Origin of the sequence: Parvularcula bermudensis HTCC2503 (assembly GCF_000152825.2) — a bacterium.
Lineage (GTDB): Bacteria > Pseudomonadota > Alphaproteobacteria > Caulobacterales > Parvularculaceae > Parvularcula > Parvularcula bermudensis.
This window is the reverse complement of sequence record NC_014414.1, coordinates 169,751-191,132: the sequence shown is the minus strand read 5'-3', so window position 1 is coordinate 191,132 and position 21,382 is coordinate 169,751. Positions and strand designations below refer to the sequence as shown.

The 21,382-nt window shown below is 59.0% G+C and carries 19 protein-coding genes and 1 tRNA gene; 6 read left to right on the top strand and 14 right to left on the bottom strand.

Features of this window, described 5'->3' with window-relative positions; all coding sequences use genetic code 11:
* Positions 1–16 precede the first annotated feature (16 nt).
* Positions 17–754, top strand: a complete 738-nt coding sequence (locus PB2503_RS00895; protein ID WP_013299329.1) for a hypothetical protein — start codon at positions 17–19, stop codon at positions 752–754.
* 43 nt (positions 755–797) lie between these two features.
* Here PB2503_RS00895 and recG read toward each other — a convergent pair whose 3' ends face one another.
* The 4 genes from recG to PB2503_RS13635 form a co-directional block, all read right to left on the bottom strand.
* On the bottom strand, positions 798–2,903 hold the full coding sequence (gene recG / locus PB2503_RS00890) for an ATP-dependent DNA helicase RecG (RefSeq protein ID WP_013299328.1): 2,106 nt from the start codon (positions 2,901–2,903) through the stop codon (positions 798–800).
* A 20-nt stretch (positions 2,904–2,923) separates the two neighbouring features.
* Positions 2,924–3,376 carry a tellurite resistance TerB family protein gene (locus tag PB2503_RS00885; RefSeq protein WP_013299327.1) on the bottom strand — a complete coding sequence of 151 codons (453 nt, stop codon included), beginning with the start codon at positions 3,374–3,376 and terminating at the stop codon, positions 2,924–2,926.
* Positions 3,370–3,702, bottom strand: coding sequence for an RNA-binding S4 domain-containing protein (locus PB2503_RS00880; protein WP_013299326.1), 333 nt, complete (start codon positions 3,700–3,702; stop codon positions 3,370–3,372). The genes PB2503_RS00885 and PB2503_RS00880 overlap by 7 nt, the downstream gene beginning before the upstream one ends.
* Before the next feature lie 80 nt (positions 3,703–3,782).
* Positions 3,783–5,126: an MBL fold metallo-hydrolase gene (locus PB2503_RS13635; RefSeq protein ID WP_013299325.1), complete on the bottom strand. Its 1,344-nt coding sequence runs from the start codon at positions 5,124–5,126 to the stop codon at positions 3,783–3,785.
* A gap of 177 nt (positions 5,127–5,303) precedes the next feature.
* On the opposite strand from PB2503_RS13635, the gene PB2503_RS00870 reads away from it, so the two are divergent.
* From PB2503_RS00870 to PB2503_RS00850, 5 genes are all read left to right on the top strand, one after another.
* Positions 5,304–6,680, top strand: a complete 1,377-nt coding sequence (locus PB2503_RS00870; RefSeq protein WP_013299324.1) for a class II 3-deoxy-7-phosphoheptulonate synthase — start codon at positions 5,304–5,306, stop codon at positions 6,678–6,680.
* 56 nt (positions 6,681–6,736) lie between these two features.
* Positions 6,737–7,681 (top strand): Gfo/Idh/MocA family protein, encoded by a 945-nt coding sequence (locus PB2503_RS00865; RefSeq protein WP_013299323.1) that lies wholly within the window; start codon positions 6,737–6,739, stop codon positions 7,679–7,681.
* Complete coding sequence (locus PB2503_RS00860) at positions 7,678–8,853, top strand: DegT/DnrJ/EryC1/StrS family aminotransferase (protein WP_013299322.1); 1,176 nt, start codon at positions 7,678–7,680, stop codon at positions 8,851–8,853. Before PB2503_RS00865 ends, PB2503_RS00860 begins: the two co-directional genes overlap by 4 nt.
* A gap of 1 nt (position 8,854) precedes the next feature.
* On the top strand, positions 8,855–10,522 hold the full coding sequence (locus PB2503_RS00855) for an NAD+ synthase (protein ID WP_013299321.1): 1,668 nt from the start codon (positions 8,855–8,857) through the stop codon (positions 10,520–10,522).
* 67 nt (positions 10,523–10,589) lie between these two features.
* Positions 10,590–11,039 (top strand): YHS domain-containing (seleno)protein, encoded by a 450-nt coding sequence (locus tag PB2503_RS00850; protein ID WP_013299320.1) that lies wholly within the window; start codon positions 10,590–10,592, stop codon positions 11,037–11,039.
* A 265-nt stretch (positions 11,040–11,304) separates the two neighbouring features.
* On the opposite strand, the gene PB2503_RS00845 is transcribed toward PB2503_RS00850, so the two are convergent.
* From PB2503_RS00845 to PB2503_RS00800, 10 genes are all read right to left on the bottom strand, one after another.
* Positions 11,305–11,381: transfer RNA gene (locus tag PB2503_RS00845), tRNA-Pro, on the bottom strand.
* A 57-nt stretch (positions 11,382–11,438) separates the two neighbouring features.
* Positions 11,439–11,888 (bottom strand): MerR family transcriptional regulator, encoded by a 450-nt coding sequence (locus PB2503_RS13630; RefSeq protein ID WP_013299319.1) that lies wholly within the window; start codon positions 11,886–11,888, stop codon positions 11,439–11,441.
* Positions 11,885–12,223 (bottom strand): integration host factor subunit alpha, encoded by a 339-nt coding sequence (locus tag PB2503_RS00835; RefSeq protein WP_013299318.1) that lies wholly within the window; start codon positions 12,221–12,223, stop codon positions 11,885–11,887. Before PB2503_RS00835 ends, PB2503_RS13630 begins: the two co-directional genes overlap by 4 nt.
* Positions 12,224–12,311: 88 nt before the next feature.
* A complete protein-coding gene (locus tag PB2503_RS00830) occupies positions 12,312–13,295 on the bottom strand; it encodes a beta-ketoacyl-ACP synthase III (RefSeq protein WP_013299317.1) in 984 nt (327 codons plus the stop codon).
* A complete protein-coding gene (plsX, locus tag PB2503_RS00825; protein ID WP_013299316.1) occupies positions 13,292–14,386 on the bottom strand; it encodes a phosphate acyltransferase PlsX in 1,095 nt (364 codons plus the stop codon). Before plsX ends, PB2503_RS00830 begins: the two co-directional genes overlap by 4 nt.
* 104 nt (positions 14,387–14,490) lie before the next feature.
* Entirely contained in the window at positions 14,491–15,696 is a 1,206-nt protein-coding gene (locus PB2503_RS00820) for a glycosyltransferase family 4 protein (RefSeq protein WP_013299315.1), read from the bottom strand.
* Positions 15,697–16,118: 422 nt separating this feature from the next.
* Positions 16,119–18,545: an NAD(P)-binding protein gene (locus PB2503_RS00815; RefSeq protein WP_148235143.1), complete on the bottom strand. Its 2,427-nt coding sequence runs from the start codon at positions 18,543–18,545 to the stop codon at positions 16,119–16,121.
* 211 nt (positions 18,546–18,756) lie between these two features.
* Positions 18,757–19,898 (bottom strand): IS3 family transposase gene (locus tag PB2503_RS00810; RefSeq protein ID WP_148235142.1). Its coding sequence is split into 2 segments (ribosomal slippage): positions 18,757–19,634 and positions 19,634–19,898, totalling 1,143 coding nucleotides; the frame shifts between segments, so codons are not numbered across the junction.
* A gap of 27 nt (positions 19,899–19,925) precedes the next feature.
* Positions 19,926–20,384 carry a hypothetical protein gene (locus PB2503_RS14465; RefSeq protein WP_148235141.1) on the bottom strand — a complete coding sequence of 153 codons (459 nt, stop codon included), beginning with the start codon at positions 20,382–20,384 and terminating at the stop codon, positions 19,926–19,928.
* A gap of 94 nt (positions 20,385–20,478) precedes the next feature.
* Entirely contained in the window at positions 20,479–21,357 is an 879-nt protein-coding gene (locus PB2503_RS00800) for an N-formylglutamate amidohydrolase (RefSeq protein ID WP_013299312.1), read from the bottom strand.
* Positions 21,358–21,382: the final 25 nt, after the last annotated feature.

The following is a 21,382-nucleotide window of genomic DNA, read 5'->3' as shown; positions in this document are numbered from 1 at the left end:
AATAGGAGGAAATCCAATGCGGGTATTGGTATCGGCCATTGCGAGTGCAGCTATACTGTCACCGGCCGCTTATGCATCCGTCGTCTACAATTATACGGTCGAGGATACGTCTCAGAAGACTGATGTGGGCGCTATCGAGTATGTCTCAATTTCTTATGATACGAGTGATCGCCTGAGTTTTGAGGCGAGCTTGGGGCCCACGCCGTCGCGCAACGATGTGCCTGAATTCGGCTGGTTCGTCGTCAGTCCCGGCCCGATGCCGTCGGCCGTCGATGATCAACTGGCGATCTTCTACATGGATTTCGCCGGTCGCGATCTCTACGCCTATCGCTATGAGGGCAAAAACGGCCAGGTGGATTCGGGGTCCGGCTCCTATTTCGACCGTGACAATTATATCACAACTTATAAGAACGTGCTCGACGTGGATTATGACGGTCTTTTTAGCCAGCGCCGCGGTGTGACCGTTTCGTTCAACGATCTCGATGTTTCGGCCCTGGCGCCGGGCGTTTTCGGGAGCGAGTGGACAGGCGTCTCCTTTGAGGACGAAATCGGCGTCTGGCTGCATTTCTCGTCGCTGGATGTGTTCCGGACCGATGGAGATCTGATCGAAGCGTTCCGCCCCGATGCGCAGAGCTGGTTCGACACCGAGAACCAAACCACGACGCACGTGTCTGAGCCCCTCGGTCTTGCCCTGACGGGCTTTGGCCTTGCCGGCGGGGCGATCGCCTGGCGGCGGCGTCAAAAGCGCGCCTGAGCGGTTTCAAGCGCACCGGTTCGCCCCCTCGCTTGAGCAGGCTTCAGCCGGACCGCAGGCGGCGGGCGGCCTCGTCCTGACCGAATAGATAGAGGAGCGTCCTCAGGGCCGCTCCTCTTTTCGTGTCGAGATAGGGGTCATGACGGACGATGTCCGCTGCTTCTTGATGGGCCCATTCCAGCACATCCTTGTGCGCGGAAAGATCGCCGAACCGAAAGCGCGCTTGCCCAGATTGTGCCGTCCCCAACGCATCGCCGGGGCCGCGAAGGGCGAGATCCGCTTCGGCGATCACAAACCCATCCTCGGTTTCCCGCAGCGTGTTAAGCCGTGCCTTTGCCGTTTTGCCGAGCTGCTCCCCGTCGCCGGTGCTGTAAAGAAGCAGACAGCTTGAGGGCTTGTCCCCGCGGCCAACCCGTCCCCGTAATTGGTGAAGCTGGGCGAGGCCGAACCGTTCGGCATGTTCGATGACCATGATCGTGGCATTTGGCGTGTTCACCCCCACCTCAATCACGGTCGTGGCCACCAGGACATCGGCGTCCCCACGCGCGAAGCGGGCGACCACGGCATCCTTCTCCTGCGGAGACATTCGTCCGTGTACCGCAGCGATGTCGAGGCCGGTTGCGTCTGCCAAAGACGCGGCTCGCTCGGTGACGGAGGTCAGGGCCAATTGGTCGTTCTCCTCGACCAAGGGACATACCCAATAGATTTGGTCTCCGCGGGCGGCAGCGCGCCCTATGGCTGACATCACCTCATCGAGGCGCGTGGTGGGAAGGGCACGGGTGGCAACGGGTTTCCGTCCGGGGGGTTTTTCCCGTATCTGGCTGACACTCATATCGCCGTAAGTGGTCAGTGCGAGGCTGCGGGGGATTGGCGTGGCCGTCATCACTAAAATATCCGCCCGCCGCCCTTTTTCCTGAAGGCTCAATCGCTGGGTGACCCCAAATCGGTGCTGCTCGTCGACAACGATCAGGCCCAGGTCGCGAAAAACAACGTCCTCGGACAAAAGGGCGTGGGTGCCGATCACGAGGGGGACATAGCCTTCGGCAACCCCCCGGCGCTTGGCTGCCCGTTCCGGTCCCTTATCGCGGCCGAGCAGCGTGACAAGCGACAGGCCCAGGCGATCGCAGAGGGGGCGGAGGGTCTCCTCGTGCTGAAGGGCCAGGATCTCCGTCGGCGCCATCAGGGCGCCCTGTACCCCCGAGCCGATGGCCTGGAGGAGCGCGAAAAAGGCCACCATGGTTTTGCCAGAGCCCACATCCCCCTGGAGCAGGCGAACCATGCGAGCGGGTGACTGCATATCGGCAACGATCTCCGCGAGGGCCTGATCCTGCGCGGCGGTAAGGCGAAACGGCAGGGCGGCCCGCCCACCTTCCATCAATGTCGGATCGCCGGGCAGCGCGCGTCCCGCAATTTGCTGGCGCCGATGGCGGATCAAGCTGAGCGCTAGCTGGTTCGACAGCAATTCGTCCGCGGCGAGACGGCGGCGCGCCGGGGAGGAGGGGGACAGGTCCCGCTCGGACTGGGGCGCGTGCAGGGTGCGAACGGCGTCGGCCCAGTCGGGGAGGGGAGGCGCGCCATCGCCCTCAAGCGGCGGTGCCCGCCATTCGGCCAAGGGCGCCACCCGCCTCAACGCCGCGGCCACCGCCCGCCGATAGGTCGGGAGGGTGAGGCCTGCGGTCAATGGATAGACCGGCTCAACCTCGGGCAGCGTCTCATCGTGGTCTGGGCGCAGCATATAATCTGGGTGCGTCATTTGCCGGGCGCCGCCATAGTCGTCGATCGTCCCACTGACCGTCAGGCTCGTGCCCACCGGATAGCGGGTTTCCAGCCATTCGCGCTTTGCCCGAAAGAAGACCAGCGTGAGATAGCCCGTGTCGTCGGCGGTGAGGATGCGATAGGGGATCAAGCGGCGCCCGGTCGGCGGCGGTGTGTGCGCCGTGACGGTCACCGTCACCGTCGCGACCCGCCCGAGGATCGCCTCCCCAACCTTGGGACGATAGCTGCGATCAATCAGCCCGGTGGGGCCGGTCAGGAGCAAATCGATGATCCGTGGGCCGGCCACTTTTTGTAAAAGGGCGGCCGTCTTCGGCCCAACGCCCGGTAATGAGGTGAGATCGGCAAAGTATCGGTTGAGTTCGGCGGGGCGCATGGGCCCTCAGTTTTACCTAGTCACTGGCCGCTTTCCAGCGCCTTTTCGGCCCGCTGACGGGCGAGGGCCGAGTCGCGATCCTCCAGATAGATGAGCCCGACCAAGCGACGGATCAGCATTTCCTCATGGGGGTCCCGATCGCCATCCGAGAGGACGATGCGCCATAGGTCCTCGACAAGGGACATCTTCCCCTCGCGGTCGAGTTCCGACTTCACAATATGGGAGAAGCCGTAAAGATCGTTCGCTTCGGCCTGGGCGATCTCCGCCCGAGCTCTGAGATCCGCCGCCGCGTCCGCAGACAACGCGAAGCGTTTGGAGAGGAGCGTGTCGATGAGGTGCTTTTCATCCTCCGTATAGATGTCGTCCGCGCGGGCGGCCTCGACCAGTAAGGCGGCGATGGCGGGCTCCATCTGGGGGGCGGCGGTCTCGTCCTGCGGGGCGCCTTGAAAGGCGGCAAAGAGGCGATTTAGCATGGGAAAGTCCTTCCATTGCCCTGTGTCGCCGGGCTGTCGTCGCTGATGCGGTAAAGGGTTTGCGCCTCACGAGCGGGGCCGCGCCTGTCGCCGAGGGCCACGACCTCAAGGATGATCGCCCGCTGGGCTTGAACGATCGCCAGGGTATCACCGGGCCGGATGGCAAAGCTTGGTTTGGTGGTCTTTTGCGTCTTCCCCGCCCGGGTGACCCGTGCCCCTTTTTGCGAGACGATTCGCGCCGCAAGGGCGCGGGTTTTGAAGATCCGCGCATGCCACAGCCACCGATCGAGCCGGAGAGATGGCGTGGTGAGATCAGGCAAGCGCACCTCTTAGGGGGTCTTTGTCCATGAAGCATCCTCGGTTCGTCCTGAGAGGCAGAGAAGTGCCCCTCAGGACGGGGAGGAGATTATTCGGCGTCGGAGGCATCGGGATCGGCGTTTTCCTCGGCGGATGCCGCCTCTTCCTCAGCCCCGCTACCGCGAACGGCGTCGATCGCCTGTTCGGCCCGGCGTCGTGCCGCGGCCGCAGCGGCTTGCGCGGCATTTTGGGCGTCTTCGAGGCGATCCTGAAGGCCAAGTCCGTCCTCGGTGTTTTCCTCTTCGGGCGCATCGGACGTGTCGGAGGTGTCGGCCACAGCGGCGTCAAGGGCCGCGTCGCGATTGGCCGGAACCGGCGCGTCCGCGGCGGAGGCGTCGTCCGCGGCGGGGGCGGCGGTCTCCTCGGTTTCGGGCGCCTCCTCGGTCTCCTCTGCCGCCGCAGTTTCCTCGGGGGGCTCGGCGCTTGCCGTGGTCTCGGCGGCGTCGGCGGTGGAGCCGGCTTCGACGGCCGCCTTGGCGTCGGTATCCGTTGCCATTAAGTCGGCGAAGAGCTGACGCACCATCTTTTCGCCGGAGACAAAGCGCCAGGCCCAGTCTTCATTATAGTCGGCGAGCGGGTCGGCCTCGACCACCGCCTCGACATCGTGGCCTTCCATCATCTGCTCACGGACCAGACGACGGGCGGTACGCAATAGGTCGATCTGCGCGGTCACGTCATCCTCGTCGGAGAGGGGGCCATGTCCCGGTACGATCTGGGTCTCGCTGTTGGCTAATTGGCGAATACGGTTGAGGCCGCTCAACATGCCGTCCACGGAGCCGCCCGCCTCAACGTCAATATAAGGATACATGCTGGAGAAGACGAGATCGCCGGAGTGGATGACATTCGCCTGTGGCAGAAAGACGAACGAGTCGCCGTCGGTATGGGCGTTGGGAACGTGCATGACCCGGATCGATTGATCGTTCCAATGGAAAGTGACGTTTTCGGAAAAGGTGATTACGGGCAGGGCGCCGTCTTCCTTGTCCGCCGCTTCAGCCAGGCGGCGCCGGACATTTTCGTGCGCGATGATGGTGGCGCCCGCATTGTAGAAGGCGAGGTTCCCGCCGGTGTGGTCGCCGTGATAGTGCGTGTTGAGAACGAAGACGATCGGCTCTTCGGACACCTCTTCGATCAGGGCGAGGTTCTTCTCGGCTAAGCGGTCGAATTGGTCGTCAATGACGAACGCCCCGTCGGCGCCCGTCGACACCATGATATTCCCGCCTTCTCCGGTGATCATGTAAAGACCATCGCCGAGATCGCGCAGCTCGCTCTCGGGCGTCGCCGGGGTCGTTTGGCTGCCTTGCCCTTGGGCTGCCTCTTGGGCTGCGGGATGCAATGTTGCGGGATGTACGGTCAGGGCGGTCGTCGCGAATAGGGCGGCGAGAATGGGGGACATGAAGAACCTCTACGCAGTTAACGGTGTTAGGGGAGCATATAGACCGGCGCGCCCCTATTTCTCGATTTGTTTGCAGTTTCGGCCGATGCCAAGGGGCGTTTTGAGCCGGAGGGGATTTGCGCCGACGCGTTGAGGCGGGTAGGCGCTCAATTCCGAGAACAGGACCGGTCTAAGGCCATGATGTGGACACCCGATAGCTGGCGCGTAAAGCCCGCAAAACACATTCCCGACGATTATCCCGATCCCGAGGCTCTCGCGGCCGTGGAGCAAGAATTGTCACGCTTTCCTCCTCTCGTTTTTGCGGGGGAGGTGCGGACCTTGCGCCGCCGCTTGGCGGATGTGTCCGCGGGAAAGGCCTTTCTGCTGCAAGGCGGGGACTGTGCTGAGAGCTTCAAGGAGTTCCACCCCAACAATATCCGCGACACCTTCCGGGTGCTGCTGCAAATGTCGGTTGCCTTGACCTATGGCGCCGCCATGCCGGTGGTGAAGGTGGGACGCATCGCCGGTCAGTTCGCGAAACCTCGCTCCTCACCGACCGAAGATTCCGGGGGGGTGACCCTGCCGAGTTATCGCGGCGACAATATCAACGGGATGGCCTTCGACGAAACCTCCCGCGTCCCCGACCCCCGTCGGCTCCAACAAGCCTATGGACAGGCCGCGGCGACCCTCAACCTGTTAAGAGCCCTGGCAAAGGGCGGCTACGCCGATTTGCGGAACGTCCATCGCTGGATGCTGGAATTCACCAATGAGCCGCAAGGGGTGCGCTTCCGTGCCCTCGCGGATCGGATTTCCGAGGCCATGGCCTTTATGGAGGCCTGCGGGATCACCGGCAGCGGCGATGAGAGCGTCAGCGAAACGGAGTTCTACACCAGCCACGAAGGCCTCTTGCTTGGCTATGAGCAGGCGATGACCCGTGAGGATTCGACCAGTGGTGACTGGTACGATACCTCCGCCCATATGATCTGGATCGGCGACCGGACCCGCCAGCCAGATGGGGCGCATGTCGAGTTCTGCCGGGGCGTTCAAAATCCGATCGGGATCAAATGTGGCCCCACGCTGGAGCCCGATGACCTGATCGCGCTCATCGACATTCTCAACCCCGACAATAAAGCTGGACGCCTCGTGCTGATCTCACGGTTTGGCGCCAATAAGGTCGGCGATGGCTTGCCGCGATTGATCAGGCGGGTTGAGGAGGAGGGCCGCCATGTCGTCTGGTCCTCGGACCCGATGCACGGCAACACGCAAAAGGCGCAGAGCGGCTATAAGACCCGCGCCTTCGACAATATCGCAGCGGAAATCACGCAGTTCTTCGACATTTGCCGTAGCGAGGGGGCCCATCCCGGCGGGGTGCATTTCGAAATGACCGGACAGGATGTGACCGAATGTATCGGCGGCGGTCAGGCGATCTCTGAAGAAAACCTCTCCTTGCGGTATCACACCCATTGCGATCCCCGTCTCAATGCCAGCCAGTCCCTCGAATTGGCCTTTATCCTGGCCGAAAAACTGCGCGAGGATCGACAATCCGCTGAAATCGGGTCGTCGACGGCCCCGTAATCGGCTGTCACTTTTCGTGTGATGCAGGATCGCCGGTTCGCGGTAGGAGCAAGGCCATGACGGATAAGTTGCGGGCAGGCGTTGCCGGAGCCGGTGTATTTGGCGGCTATCACGCGAATAAATATCTCGAAGTCGACGGGGCCGATCTCGTCGGAATCTTCGATGCCGATCCGCAACGGGCGGCCAAGGCCGCAGCGGAACGCGGGGTCACGCCCTATGCCGCCTTCGACGATTTCCTCGCCGCGGTCGATATTCTCACTGTCGCCACCCCGGCGACCACGCATTCGGCCCTGGTCGAGCAGGCTTTGTCGGCGGGCCGGCATGTGCTGGTGGAAAAGCCGATTGCCCTCGATCTTGCGGCGGCCGATGGGCTCATCACCCTCGCTGAGCGCAATGAGCTGATCCTCCAGGTCGGCCATCAGGAACGCTATGTCGCCGATGCGTTCGGCTTGTTCGAGCGCGGCATCCCGAACCGCGTGCGCTCCCGCCGTCTCAACAATTATTCGGGACGCGCCATGGATGTCTCGATCGTCTTCGATTTGATGATTCACGATCTCGACCTTCTGGCGATCCTCACCGGCACCCATGAGGCGAGAATCGTCAATATTGAGGCGAAGGCCGTCCATGGGACGTTGGCGGATTTCGTGCGGGTCGACTTGCAGCTAGCCGGGGGGCTTGAGGCGGAATTGTCGGCCTCCCGTCTTGAGCAAAGGCCGGTCAGGGATCTGTTCCTCGATTATGGGGAAGGGAGTGTCTTGCTCGATTTCCTGACCCGAACCTTCGAAAATACGACTGACCAGCCCTTGGGGATCGATCTGTCCGCGGCGACGCTGCCGCTGGCCTATCGGGATCCTTTGCGGTTCGGTACCGAAGCATTCGTCGCCGCCGTGACGACGGGGCAGGAGCCCACTGTGGGCGGCCGGGCCGGACGTCGCGCCCTGGCCCTGGCCGTCGAGATCGAACGGGCGGCGAATGAGATCGTAAGAGGAGGGCGCCCATGAACGGCGTTGCCAATCTGGCCCTTGAGAGGGAAACCCGTGTCGGGACGATTGCGTTCATCGACCTGAAGGCTCAACAGAAGCTCATTCGTGAACGGATCGAAAAACGGCTCCTCGATGTCCTCGATCATGGTCGGTATATCGCCGGGCCGGAGATCGATGAGTTGGAAAAGACCCTCGCCGATAAAGTCGGGGTTCAGCACTGTATCGCGTGCAGTTCGGGGACCGACGCGCTGTTGATCCCGATGATGGGACTTAAACTGCAGCCGACCGATGCAGTCTTCATCCCCGCCTTCACCTATAACGCCACCGCCAATGCCGTCCTGGTCGCGGGGGGACGCCCGGTCTTCGTGGATATCGATCCCTCGACACTCAATATGTGTCCGAACGATCTCGATCGGCGGATCGACGAAGCGAAACAAGCGGGACTGACCCCCAGGGTCGTCTGTCCCGTCGATCTGTTTGGGGCGCCGGCGGATTATATGACGATCGGCACGATTGCCGCCTCCCACGGGCTGACGCTGTTCGCCGATGGCGCGCAAAGCTTTGGCGGGAAACACCAGGGCAGCTGGGTGGGCGCAATTGCTTCCGTCACCGGCTGCAGTTTCTTTCCCGGCAAGTCGCTCGGCGCCTATGGCGATGGGGGCGCGACCTTCACCGACGATGACGAGATGGCCGAACTTTGCCGGTCGATCCGTTGGCACGGAACGGACAATGATCGCGCCATCTCCGTTCGGGTGGGGATCAACGGCCGGATGGCCAGCCTTCAGGCCGCGGTCCTTCTGGAAAAAGAAGCGATCTTTTGGGATGAGCTGAAGCGGCGCCACGAGATCGCCGCAATTTATGCCAGCGACCTTGATGGCTTTGCGACGCCCCAGGAAATACCGCCCGGCATCGAGAGCGGCTATGGATATTACACGATCCGAACCGTTCAACGGGATGCGATCCGTGAGGCGATGACGAAAATCGGCGTCCCCACGGCGATCTATTATAAGACGCCCCTCCATAAGATGCCCGCCTTTGCGCATTTGGCGCCGGAGGGGGGGCTGCCCGGGTGCGAAGCGGCCGCGGGCCAGGTGCTCTCCTTGCCGATGCACCCCTATCTGACGGACGATCAGGCCCACTTTGTCTGCGATGCCTTCAAAGCGGCCAAGAAAGAGGTCTGCGGGGGATGATGTGACCACAGGGCGATTATCGATTGCGCTTGCTGTCCTGAACCCGACGGTCGGGGATGTCGCCGGCAATATCGAGCGGATCAAGGCCGCCCATAAAGAGGCCACCGATTGCGACCTCGTGGTGTGTTCCGAGCTCTGCGTCTCAGGCTATCCGCCCGAAGATTTGGTGCTGCACGCGCCCTATGCGATCAGGTGCCGCGAAGCGGTCGACGCCCTGGCACAGGTGACGGCGGATGGACCAGCGCTGGTCGTCGGCACGCCATGGCCGGCGGAAGGGCGCCAGCGGAAACCCTATAATGCGTCGGTCCTGCTGGCCGATGGCAAGGTCCAGACCGTCGCCTATAAAAGATATTTGCCCGAATACGGAGTGTTTGACGAGCCGCGGACCTTCTCCGCGTCGACCGCCATCCCCGACCTTGGGATTGTGGCCGGCGTCAGGCTGGGGCTGATGACGTGTGAGGATATGTGGTACCCGACCCCGGCGGCGGATCTGGCGGAGAGGGGGGCGGAAATCTTCGTTGCGCCCCATGGCTCCCCTTTCCGATTGACGGCCCATGCGGAGCGTCTCTTCCACGCTAAGGCGCGGGTGCGGGAAACCGGGCGTCCCTTGGTCTTCACCAATCAGGTGGGGGGCCAGGATGAGCTTGTGTTCGATGGGGGGGCGTTCGCCGTCGATCGGGATGAGGGGGTCTATCGTGGTCCCCTGTTCGCGCGAGGGATCACGCGGACGGTATGGCGGCGGGATGAGGCGGGGCACCTCCGCTTCGAAACGGGGCCATCGGAGGACTGGCCCGTTGAGGAGCCGCTGATCTATCCGGCGCTGGTGACGGGAACCCGTGACTATGTGCGGAAGAGTGGGTTCTCCTCTGTGGTGCTCGGTCTCTCAGGCGGTATCGACAGCGCCATGGTGGCCGCCATCGCCGTCGATGCCCTGGGGCCGGACAATGTCCGCTGCGTCATGCTCCCCTCCCGCTATACCAGTACCGAGAGCCTCGACGATGCCGCGGCCTGCGCAAAGGCCCTGGGGGTGACGTTGGACCGGGTTGAGATTGAGCCCATGATCGCGGTCTTCACGGACAGTTTGGCGCCCCTGTTCGCGGGGAGATCCGCCGATGTGACGGAGGAAAACCTGCAATCCCGGATCCGCGGGACCGCGCTGATGGCGCTTTCCAATAAGTTCGGGTGTCTCCTTCTCTCAACCGGCAACAAGTCCGAAATGGCCACCGGTTATGCGACGCTCTACGGCGATATGAATGGCGCCTATAATCCGCTCAAGGACGTCTATAAATCCGTTGTCTTCCGCCTTGCCCGCTGGCGCAATGCCAACCATCCATCGGGCGGTCTCGGTCCGCGGGGAGAGGTTATTCCTGAGCGGATCATTACCAAACCCCCCTCGGCGGAGCTTCGGGCCGACCAGCGGGACGACCAGTCCCTGCCGGCTTACGATATTCTTGACGATATTCTCTCCGGGCTCGTGGAGGAGGATCTCTCGCCAAAAGCCGTGGCCGCGCGTGGCCACGACCCCGCTCTTGTGACAAAAGTTCGCCGCCTTCTCCTGCTTTCGGAGTATAAGCGCCGCCAAGCGCCGCCGGGACCGAAGATAACGGTCCGAAATTTTGGCCGCGATCGACGCTATCCCCTCCTCAATCGCTGGGGCGCGAACGAATAGCGGAGGGATCGAAACCTTTCCCTCCCGCGGCGCGAATAAAGAGGTAACGTCATTCGGAGGGACAGGGATGCCCAGACACCTGATTGCCGCGCTCACCGCGCTATGTGTGCTTTGCTTCGGTGTCGCGGCCGCCCAATCCTCCCCCTTCTTCACCGGTCGCCTCAGCAATGTGGCTGTGGGGGGCTATGACCCAGTCAGCTATTTCGACGGGACGCCGCAGCGGGGAGATCGCCAGATCAGCCGCACCTATCGCGGGGCGGCATTCCGCTTCGCCAATCAAGAAAACCTCGAACGGTTTTCCGCCGACCCGGAGGCGTATGTGCCGCAATATGGCGGCTATTGCGCCTGGGCCGTCGCCCAGGGATCCTTGTCGAAAGGCGACCCCAGATATTGGGCGATCGTCGGGGGCAAGCTCTATCTCAATTACGACGAGGGGGTGCAGGCCTTGTGGGATCGGGATCGCGCGGGGTTGATCGAGACCGCCGATGCGAATTGGCCCGAGATCCTCGACCGATAAATTCAGGAGGGGCCCCGCTTGTCAGGTCTTCTAGCGTGAAGGTCGCAGAGAACGTCTAAGGGGGCTGTGCTGCCCAGCCGGGATGGCTTTTGCCGTGCGAGATTGAGAATGGTGAGCCGATTTTGACCCGGAACACCGTTTACGGGCCCGCAGCTTTCTGGCCCGCAGCTTTCTGGCCCGCACCTTTCTGGCCAGCAGCTTTTATGGGCCCGGCGTGCGCCCATCGTTAGTTACTGGGTTCGTTACTGGAATTGTTGGCTCGCCGTGGTCGGAGTGGCCGGATTTGAACCGACGACCCCTTCACCCCCAGTAAAGTGCGCTACCAGGCTGCGCTACACTCCGACATCACGAGCCTCGCTAAAGCGAGACCGCCCCTCTAGCCCAAAGACAGGGGGCTCTTCAAGCGGTGTTCGTCGGCAAAGCGGTCGCGTCTGAGCTCTCTCTCTCGGCGCCCCGTCGCATAGTGGACAGGGCGTGTCGGGCGGACCGCACGCGGTTCAGAACCAGGGTAAGGCTTTCATGGGAGAGGCTGACCGTCTCTGGCGTCGTGGCCGCAGATTCGGGCGCCCCCTCAAGCGCGCGCTTGCCGATATCGGTGATGTGGGACGCGCCTTTTTCGGCAAAAATACGCTGGACGCCCTTGGTCGTGAATCCTTTTTCGTGGATCAAGATTTTGACCCCGTAGATAAGGTGGAGGTCCTGCGGTCGATAGAACCGACGCCCGCCCGCCCGTCGCATAGGGCGAATGGCTCCGAACATGTCTTCCCAATGACGCAGGACATGTTGAGCGAGGCCGAGTTCCTCTGACGCCTCAGAGATCGTTCGAAAGGCATCTGGGGCCTTTGTCACTCCGCCTGCCCGCCATTCTTGTGACTGCCTTTGTGGCCACCCTTATGGCCATCGTCCACGCGGTCTTTCAGCACATGGGAGGCGCGGAAGGTCAGGACACGACGGGGTGTAATGGCGACCTGTTCACCCGTTTTAGGGTTACGTCCAATCCGCTCATTCTTTTCGCGGATTTGAAACGTGCCAAAGGAGCTCAGTTTGACTTGCTCGCCTTCTTCAAGGTGCTGAGCGATCTTCTCAAGTACCGACTCAATCAGTTCGCCACATTCTTGTCTGGACAACCCAACATTCTCGTAAACAGTGTCGCAAAGATCGGCGCGTGTATGTGTCTTGGTCATCTTCCGTCTTTATTCTCCGGAGCCCAACGGTCGAAACCTAAAGGAGTTTGTATGAAATTGCGATGAGAAAGGCGCAATAATTTCACCTCTACAATCGCATCAATCCTGCCCCCCAAGTCAAGCCGCCGCCCATCCCCTCGATCGCCACGAGATCGCCGTCTTTGAGACGCCCGTCGCGTCGCGCTGTTTCAAAGGCAAGGGGGATCGACGCAGCTGAAGTATTCCCATGACGGGCAATCGTTGAGACAACGCGATTCCGGTCAAGGTTTAGTCTGTCTACGACACCGCCGATAATCCGCTCATTGGCTTGATGCGGGACAAACCAGTCAATCTCAGTTAAGGGGATATCGGCGCGTTCGGCCGCCTTGGCCATGGCGTCGGCGATGCGAATGACGGCGGCTTTGAACACTTTGTTGCCCTGCATCCGTAAATGACCGACGGTCCCGGTGCGTGACGGCCCGCCGTCGACGTAGAGCAGGTCGGTCAACCGACCATCCGAACAAAGATAAGTTGACAGCACGCCGCGATCGCCCGCCGTCTCGGTCGGCACGGCCTCAAGGACCATGGCGCCGGCCCCGTCTCCGAACAGGACACAAGTTGTCCGGTCGGTCCAATCAAGAAGGCGAGAGAACGTCTCGGCACCGATGACGAGGGCGCGCCGATGCTGGCCGCAACTCAAGAAATTCGAGGCGGTCGCGAGGGCATAGACAAAGCCCGTACAAACCGCGTGGACATCGAACGCGGCCCCCTTGGTCATCCCCAGCCGCCCCTGGACGATCGTTGCGGTGGAGGGAAAGGTGAGATCCGGCGTGGCGGTGGCCAGCACGAGAAGGTCGATATCATCCGCCGACATCCCCGCATCGGAGAGGGCCTTTTGCGCGGCGCGTTCCGCCAGATCGGCGGTTGTCTCCTCCGGTCCCGCAAGGCGCCGTTCCTGAATGCCCGTTCGGCTGCGGATCCACTCGTCACTGGTTTCGACCCGGGTGCTCAGCTCGGCATTGGTCAGGATCCTGTCGGGCAGGGCGGCGCCGCAGCCCCTATAAAGGGGCCTGAAGGGAAGTGCTGCCGTCATTGCGCTGCCTTTGCCAGATCATGGCCATCGAGGTCGGCCACCGCGCCGCTCTCCACCCGACGATTGACCTTCGCCACAGTCCGTTGAATTTCCTCAAGATAGGGATGTTTGGCGAGAGCCAAGGCGGTCATCAGCGCCGCCGCCACGCCATCGGCATCCGCGCCTCCATGGCTTTTGATGACGAGGCCATTGACCCCAAGAAGGGGGGCGCCGTTGGCCCGTGACGGGTTCATTTTTTGCTTGAGATCCTTGAGGGCGCCCATCATCAACGCCGCCCCCATTTTGGCCCGGAGATTTGCCGTCAGGGTATCTTTCACCCAGCCGCCGACCATTCTGGCCGTCCCTTCGGCGGTTTTGAGGGCGATATTGCCGCTGAACCCGTCGGTGACGACAACGTCCGCCACGCCTTTGGAAATGTCATTCCCTTCGACGAAACCGATAAAAGCCATTTCCGGGTCGGCTTCGCGAAGGATCTTGGCGGCGGTCTGGATCAGGCCATGACCTTTGAGTTCCTCGGCGCCGACATTGAGCAGCCCGACCGAAGGGCGGTCATGCCCGAACAAGGCCCGCGCATAGGCTTCGCCCATAATCGCGAATTGCACGAGCTGATTGGCGCTGACTTCGACATTCGCCCCGACATCGAGCACCACGCAGCGGCTCGACACCGTGGGCCACAACGCGCCGATGGCGGGCCGGTCAATCCCTTCGATCTTGCGCAATTGCAGGACCGACATGGCCATCAGGGCGCCGGTATTGCCGGAGGAGACGACGGCCTTGGCGTTCCCCTCTTTCACCTGCGCGATGGCTTGCCACATCGAGGAGCCCCGGCGCCGACGCAGGGCATCGGTCGGCTTGTCCTCCATCGTGACCACATCCTCCGCGGGCGCGATCGCCGGGACGCGGTCGGTAATGTTCGCCGCCTCCAGGGCGGCCTCAATATCGGCCTGTCGCCCATGCAGCGTAACCTCGGCGTCAAAGCCCGTCTCTCGCGCTTGGCGCAGCCCCTGGAGCATGACGTCCGGTCCGGCATCGCCGCCCATCACATCGAGGGCGATATGGATATTGGATGGGGAATTCGGGCCTGACGACATGGCTGACCTCCGGACGCGCACTGACAGAAATTGTCGTTACAGGGCTTCTGTTTCCCTGCCCAGTGGCTCCGGTCGCTGCGGTGGGGCGACCAGGGCCGCAATACTCACGTGGGCAGGATGGGATCTTCGATCATCTTGGCGGAGCGCAGCCAGAATTGATCATCGAACCCCGGAATTTCGAGATTGGCAATGAACTGACGGGCGGCGGCATCCCAACTGAATGTCAAGGCATGGGCCCGGCACGCCTCGGGATCTCGGGTCTCAAGTGCGGTCATACAGGCGGTCTTCAGGTCCTCATCGAGACAGCCGCAACCGGGGGGGGCGTCAGCCAGGATTTCGAGCGGCCCCCTCACGGGATAGGAGGCCACCGGCACGCCGCAGGCGAGCGCCTCCACATTGACGAGGCCGAAAGTATCGGTCCGAGAGGGGAAGACGAACACATCGCTGGCGGAATAATATTTCACCAGATCGTCGCCGAAATGTTTGCCGACGAAATGCACCGCCGGATATTTTTGTCGTAACTCCGCTTCCTGGGGGCCGGCGCCGACAATAACCTTCGAGCCGGGAAGATCGAGGTCCAGGAAATCCTCAAGGGTCTTCTCGACGGCGATCCGGCCGACATAGGTGAAGATGGGACGGGGGAGGTCCTTGAGCACGTCGCTGTCGAGTGGCCGGAACTGGTCGGTATCGACCCCGCGTTCCCACAGCCGCATATTCTCGAAGCCGCGACCCGACAATTCTTCGATCAGGCCGGGGGTGGCCACCATCATCGCTTCGCCGTGTTTGTGAAAATCCTTGAGCAGCGCGTATCCCCAACTGATGGGGAACCCGGTCCGCTCATGGGCATATTCCGCAAAGCGGGTGTGAAAGCTCGTGGTGTAGGGATATTTCCGCCGGCGGCAAAAACGCCGCGTCGCCCGACCGATGGGGCCTTCCGTCGCGATATGAATGGCGTCGGGTTTGAACTTATTGAGCATGGAGGCGACCTTGCGATTCGGAAACAGCGAAAGCCTGATTTCCGAATAGGTCGGCATGGGGATCGACTTGAAATCCTGAGGCGTGATGTAGAGGACCTCATTCCCGAATTTGGTCAAAATCCGCCCCAGCGTATCAAGGGTCGTGACAACCCCATTGAGTTGCGGTTTCCACGCATCGGTGGCGATGACGATCTTCAGGCCAGATTGGGGGTTCGGCGACTCGGCATTGGGCATTTCGAATTTTTGCCGGGCGCGGGTCAAACTGCGGACCCGCCCCCCGAGATCTTTGATGCGATGGGATCGGCCCTGGGGCATGTTTTCTTGATCTGTCATAGCGACCACATATGAGGGTGCCCGGCCGGAGACAATTGTGAAGCGCCTATTGGGCGAAAGGGGAGGGGCGCGAAGGCTTTGGGTCTCGGTCGCCGCTACGCTCTGCAACGCTCTGCCTTCGCCCGGTGAGTCGGCCTCATCGACAAAGGCACAAAGAGCTAAACCCTGCAACAAATTGGTGCGTATTGGCATTTGATTCGATTTGTGCCGGCAGGAGCGGGATAAAGCTGCATTTTATTCGCCAGTGCAAAAACCTATTGAACCCGATCATTACATTGTCTAGATCAGGTCTGCGGCTAGGCCGCTTGCCCAATTTTTTGGGCGTTTCCTCCCTACAACTGGCCGCGGCGCTGCCGCGGCCTTTTTTTTGTCCTTGCCGCTGGTGACCGCTAGCGAAGACCTGTCCACGCGTGGATTGTGCCTCACCTCAGATGCTTGATTGTGTGCCGGAAGAACTTTTCGGTTTCAGGATGGAGGCGATCCGATAATCTCAGCAGAGACACCAATCGGCGCCCGTCGGCGGCGACTTCACCAGGCGTTCTCGTCGTATTGATCAAGACGCCTTGGATTCTCAAAAAAGCTTCTGATTGTCGTGCGACCCCATGTCTCGCGACGATAGCGCTGTTACCAACATCTCGCCATTTGCCAGTGACAGTTCGCTGGATAGCGCTTCGTTTGTCAGCATATCTGATGACACGCCCCCTAACGAATCTCACGCGCCCTTTTTTGTGCAAGCACCAGACGAGTAATCGGTGCGCTACCGATGCAGGGGTCCAGAATGGTTGGGGGTCAATTGAAACATTATAAACTTCTGCGTCTGCTAAATTGATGCTGAAATGATCAAGGAATGCGTCTATATCAAACCCTGCCATCGTTCGCCCTATCATGCTAAGTCTATCCGTCTCCCCTTCAGTACGCTTGAAATCATCTGAGTTAAAAAGACGCCTCAGGGCTTCAGCGTAAACAAGCACATCTTTTTGACTCAGCCACACTCCAACAGCTTGTCTCGGAAAGAGTAAAGCGTTGAGCTTGTCTAATAAATCTCGATGGTACTCAGGGCCCGTAAAATCTAAGATAAGCAATCTTAGTATATCTATTAACGCACCGTCTCCGCTGCCAGAAACAACATACAGCTTTGGCGGTTTGTCGTGTGTATTTTCTTTTATGTCCGTCTCATGAATTGTATTAGTAAGACTCTTTTCTTCATTGATGCGGTCTTTTTCCCAATATCCATTATTTTTTAATGGAAGTTTATTGATTCTTTTTTCAACTATTTCGTCAAATTCTTTTTTGTGACCGAAATGATTTTTAAGATCATTTAAGATGGAATCTCGTGGGTCCTCAATGCCAAAACCAGTCGCAAATATAAGTATATCACAATCTACAATAAAATCAGGATTGATATCATCATCGGGAAATGCCTTTGCGGATATTTCTTTTCCTTTAAAGGTGAAATGTTCTTGTCCATTCCAAAATATGGGAGTTTGCCCGTTTATACCATTTCTTCCTTTCGGGGAGAGATATGGCGGGGGTAGCGAGATATCGCCATGCCGAATTCTACGGATAAGCTTACTGGCAGCAGATTTCCATTGCTCTCTTTCGGCACGAAATTCGTCACTTATTGGAGTGCATTCGTCTACCACACCAGACCAACTAGGGTCCCTTTCGAAAAGCCGCCAGTTTTCTCCATCACGATCAAATGCTCGTTTTGACAGAACGTGTTTTTTATTGACGCGATCGAACAGCAGCATTCGTGCTGGCCAGCACGTATAGAATGTGATTTCTTTTAAATCGCCCGTTTCGTTGGACTTATTTACAAATTTCTTGAATTTATCTTCGAGTGTTTCGGTGACTTCTTTGGCCGTGCCTGCTTCCCAGTTCAATTCGTCAATCGGAAGACCAGAATTATTTTCATTACACCAAGCTGCGGGCCAGTCATATGCATGTGGATGGAGGTAGCGATGTGAGCAGTCCCGCTGTATAGGAATGAGATTTTCCTCTTTTTCAACCACGACCACGCGCGCGCCAACCTTTTTGGCGGCTATCGCAGCAGCGATCCCGCTAATACCCCCTCCCACAATTCCAATTTTCGTTCCCTTCGCAATTTTACCAGCCTTAAAAAGGGCGTGAATTAAAGTAAGTGCGCGGGCCTGCTGTGTATAAACAGTTTTCTTTTTTTCGAAACAGCCCAGCGCGTAAATATCATGTCTTCTAAGCAAATCATCACGTTGAACGGACATTGCGTCTAAGATCTGTTGATGATTGATGACATCAATTTTTACAGATATATTATTGCTAGCAGCATTAGTGTAGTATTGATCTTTTAATTCTTTGTGGAATTCTTTGTTTTTTTCAGCCTGATTATACTTCTTTACTTTGTGTTTTACCGGCGAAGTGGATGCGTTCGGGTGGGGGTGAGGGGATACATAATATTTGACTGATCTCTTGTTTATCTCTCTGTATTTACTGCGCTTACTAAGTGCGTCTAATACATTATTGTCATCGATGATCGGATCATCATCAGTGAAATTACCTTCGTCAAAATGACCACTATCACGAAGTGAATGTTTCACATTTGAATCAATAAATAAATTGCTCAGCGGGCGAATCACGCTCCATGCGCGCTGAATGGCGGTTTGGCGATTTTCTGAATGCCATTTTATCAAATGTTGGCGTAGTTGCGAGTAATATTGAAACTCAGATATTTGTAGAACCGAAGTTAATGTTCCCAAATCTCTCAATCCTGCAAGTATTATCAAAACATTATTATTGAAATTGTCAGAAAAAACATTTGGCAACACTGTTTCAACAAAATTGTCATAAATAACAAAGTCGTTAATTTTTGACATACCTGGGATATCTAGGGAGGCGGATAGAGAAGGTAGAGATTTTGTTCCACAATTGATCGTTCGTGCAACGCTGAATAAATTTATGCCTCTAGATGAATTACCGTCATCAAATTTAGAATTGAATGCTCGTATCTTATCAAAATAGTAATGGGCTGGCCTGACCCCACGAGGTGGTCCAACGGTAGCGTTAGACCTGGCAGGTTAGCGGGGCTCATGCCGCCGCACCTTCATAGTAAGGCGGCGGGAGCCCCGCGGGCAAGATGGTCTTCGGTGCGGGCGGGTTGTACCCCAGCGATGAGTGTGGCCGCAGCTGATTGTAGTGGCGCCTCCACCACTCGATGAGGGCCTTCGCTTCCTTCAGTGTATAGACGATTTCCCGGTCCAGGAACTCGTCCCTGAGTTTCGAGTTGAAGCTCTCGCAATAGCCGTTCTCCCATGGTGAGCCAGGCTCGATATACAGTGTCGTCACGCCCAGCCTGCCGAGCCATCCCCGGACAGCCGTAGCGATGAACTCTGGTCCGTTGTCGGAGCGAATGTTCTCCGGTGGCCCGTGGATGAGGAACAGCTGAGAGAGCTCTTCGAGCACGTTTTGCGAGTTGAGCCTTCGCTCGACGCGAATCGAGAGGCACTCTCTCGTGAACTCGTCGATGATGCAGAGCATCCGATAGACCCTTCCATCATGGGTCCGGTCCTGGACGAAGTCGTAGCTCCAGACGTGGTTCGGGCGCTCCGGCCGAAGCCGCACGCACGACCCATCGTTCAGCCATAGGCGCCCGCGTTTCGGTTGTTTCTGCGGTACTTTAAGCCCCTCCCGCCGCCAGATGCGATAGACCCGCTTCTGGTTCACGTGCCATCCGTCGCGCCGGAGCAATGCAGTCACCCGGCGATAGCCATAGCGGCCATACTGCTCAGCTAGCTGAATGATGGCACCGGTCAGCGCCTTCTCGCCAGGACGGCCCGAAGGACGCTTCCTCTGGGTCGAACGGTGCTGACCCACCACCTCGCAGGCACGGCGCTCTGAGACGCCATGCTCCTTCGTGACGTGATCGACGCATTTCCGACGGCGGTCGGGGCTCAGAAGTTTCCCTTTGCGGCCTCAGAAAGAATGAGCTTGTCCAGCGTGAGATCCGACACAGCCTTCCGTAGGCGTTGGTTCTCTTTCTCAAGCTCTTTAAGCCGCTTCGCCTGATCGACCTTCAGACCGCCATACTCCCGTCGCCACCTATAGTACGTCTGCTCGGTCACACCGATCGCCCGGCAGGCAATCCCGATGGTCTCGCCCTTCGCCAGGCGCACCTCGACCTCTCGCAAATGACCGATGATCTCCTCGGCCGTTCGTCTCTTCCGTCCCATTCCTCAGCTCCTTCCATGGAGCCAAGTCTAACACATCAACCGGACCACTTTTCGGGAGGCAGACCAAATTGCAGTATCGTCTAACGTAGATACATCTGAAAGAAGTCGTCCCTCGTAATCTCTTCTTGTTGTATGTATGTAATCGAGGTCAAAGCGAGCACCTGTGTAGCGCCGATAAAATGGTGTTTCATTTAGAAAATTGACTTCATACTCCATCGCGATACGAGAAATAACATTAGAGCGTGGTCCGCCTATGGAAAGAATATGGCCTTCAAGTGGGGGCACAGAGAGACGATCTGGAATGAAATGTACTTTCATCCCATTGGTGCTGCCGAAATTTTCACTCATTAAGAGTTCAACGAGCTGGTCAGATGGTCGTCCTAAGGTGGAAGGATGCGAAGCTTCAATGCACACATGCAAAGTGGCTTCACCACAAACTTCATCGATGATTGATTTTATTTCTCTCAAATAATGTCGTGAATTCACGGAATAGAGCCTCCCCCAGGCATTTACTCTTTACTAGTATTCTTCGTGGATCAATGGGGTTAAATGAGAAAAGCGCCGTCGGGGACGAAAGATCCTATTCCGCGGCCCATTGGAGGGGGGTTTCATAGGCCCCGATCACCGTACTGATCACGGCGGCCAAGCGGGCCTGTAGCGCGCGATGGCGGGAGGCGTTACGGGTCGTCCGCTCCTCATCGAGATAAAGGCGACGATTGATCTCGATCTGGATCGCCTCGATCCCCTCGGCGGGGCGACCATAGCGGCGGGTCACATACCCCCCGGCATAGGGCAGATTGCGGCCCACCGAGAACCCAAAGCTTTGGAACCCTTGCTCCCAAACATCGCGCAGATCCGCAGTACAGGCCTGGCCGTGCAGATCCCCGAGAATGACGTCGGGTAGATGCTCCCGTCCAAGGGTCATGGACGGCATGGAGTGCCAATCGACAAGGATCGCGTGGCCGAAGCGGTGACGACACAGGCCAAGCAATTCGCTCAACGCGTTATGGTAGGGGGTGTAGCATCGGTCCATGCGTGACCGTCCCTCCTGGGCTGGCAGGAGGCGCGTGTAGATATCCGCGCCCGTCGCCGCGCGGCTGGGGATCAGGCCAAAACCCGCCGCCACCCGGGGGGATTGAGTGTCGAGATCGTCATAGGGCGGGCTGGTAAATACCGTCGGATCAATTTCCCGCGGCGATCGATTAACGTCGACAAAGGCGCGGGGGAATCGCGCCGTGAGGACCGGCACCCCTGTGTCGGACGCCTTTGGCAATAAAAGGTCGACATAGGCGTCTTCGGAGCGGCGTAGGTCACGCAGATCAAGCGCGCTCATGGAGAGAAACCGTTGGGGATAGTGACGGCCCGAATGGGGAGAAGCGAAAACGAAAGGGGCCGACCATAGATCGGGAATCGCAATGGCATGGCCTGGAAATGAGGGCTTTACGATTTTCGCAACCATGCCGTCTCCCTTAATCGATCAGCGT

Coding starts and splice junctions, on each gene's coding strand:
- PB2503_RS00895 (WP_013299329.1), top strand. CDS start 17: ATGCGGGTATTGGTATCGGCCATTGCGAGTGCAGCTATACTGTCACCG.
- recG (WP_013299328.1), bottom strand. CDS start 2,903: ATGCGCCCCGCCGAACTCAACCGATACTTTGCCGATCTCACCTCATTA.
- PB2503_RS00885 (WP_013299327.1), bottom strand. CDS start 3,376: ATGCTAAATCGCCTCTTTGCCGCCTTTCAAGGCGCCCCGCAGGACGAG.
- PB2503_RS13635 (WP_013299325.1), bottom strand. CDS start 5,126: ATGTCCCCCATTCTCGCCGCCCTATTCGCGACGACCGCCCTGACCGTA.
- PB2503_RS00870 (WP_013299324.1), top strand. CDS start 5,304: ATGATGTGGACACCCGATAGCTGGCGCGTAAAGCCCGCAAAACACATT.
- PB2503_RS00865 (WP_013299323.1), top strand. CDS start 6,737: ATGACGGATAAGTTGCGGGCAGGCGTTGCCGGAGCCGGTGTATTTGGC.
- PB2503_RS00860 (WP_013299322.1), top strand. CDS start 7,678: ATGAACGGCGTTGCCAATCTGGCCCTTGAGAGGGAAACCCGTGTCGGG.
- PB2503_RS00850 (WP_013299320.1), top strand. CDS start 10,590: ATGCCCAGACACCTGATTGCCGCGCTCACCGCGCTATGTGTGCTTTGC.
- PB2503_RS00835 (WP_013299318.1), bottom strand. CDS start 12,223: ATGACCAAGACACATACACGCGCCGATCTTTGCGACACTGTTTACGAG.
- PB2503_RS00830 (WP_013299317.1), bottom strand. CDS start 13,295: ATGACGGCAGCACTTCCCTTCAGGCCCCTTTATAGGGGCTGCGGCGCC.
- plsX (WP_013299316.1), bottom strand. CDS start 14,386: ATGTCGTCAGGCCCGAATTCCCCATCCAATATCCATATCGCCCTCGAT.
- PB2503_RS00820 (WP_013299315.1), bottom strand. CDS start 15,696: ATGACAGATCAAGAAAACATGCCCCAGGGCCGATCCCATCGCATCAAA.
- PB2503_RS00815 (WP_148235143.1), bottom strand. CDS start 18,545: ATGTCAAAAATTAACGACTTTGTTATTTATGACAATTTTGTTGAAACA.
- PB2503_RS00800 (WP_013299312.1), bottom strand. CDS start 21,357: ATGGTTGCGAAAATCGTAAAGCCCTCATTTCCAGGCCATGCCATTGCG.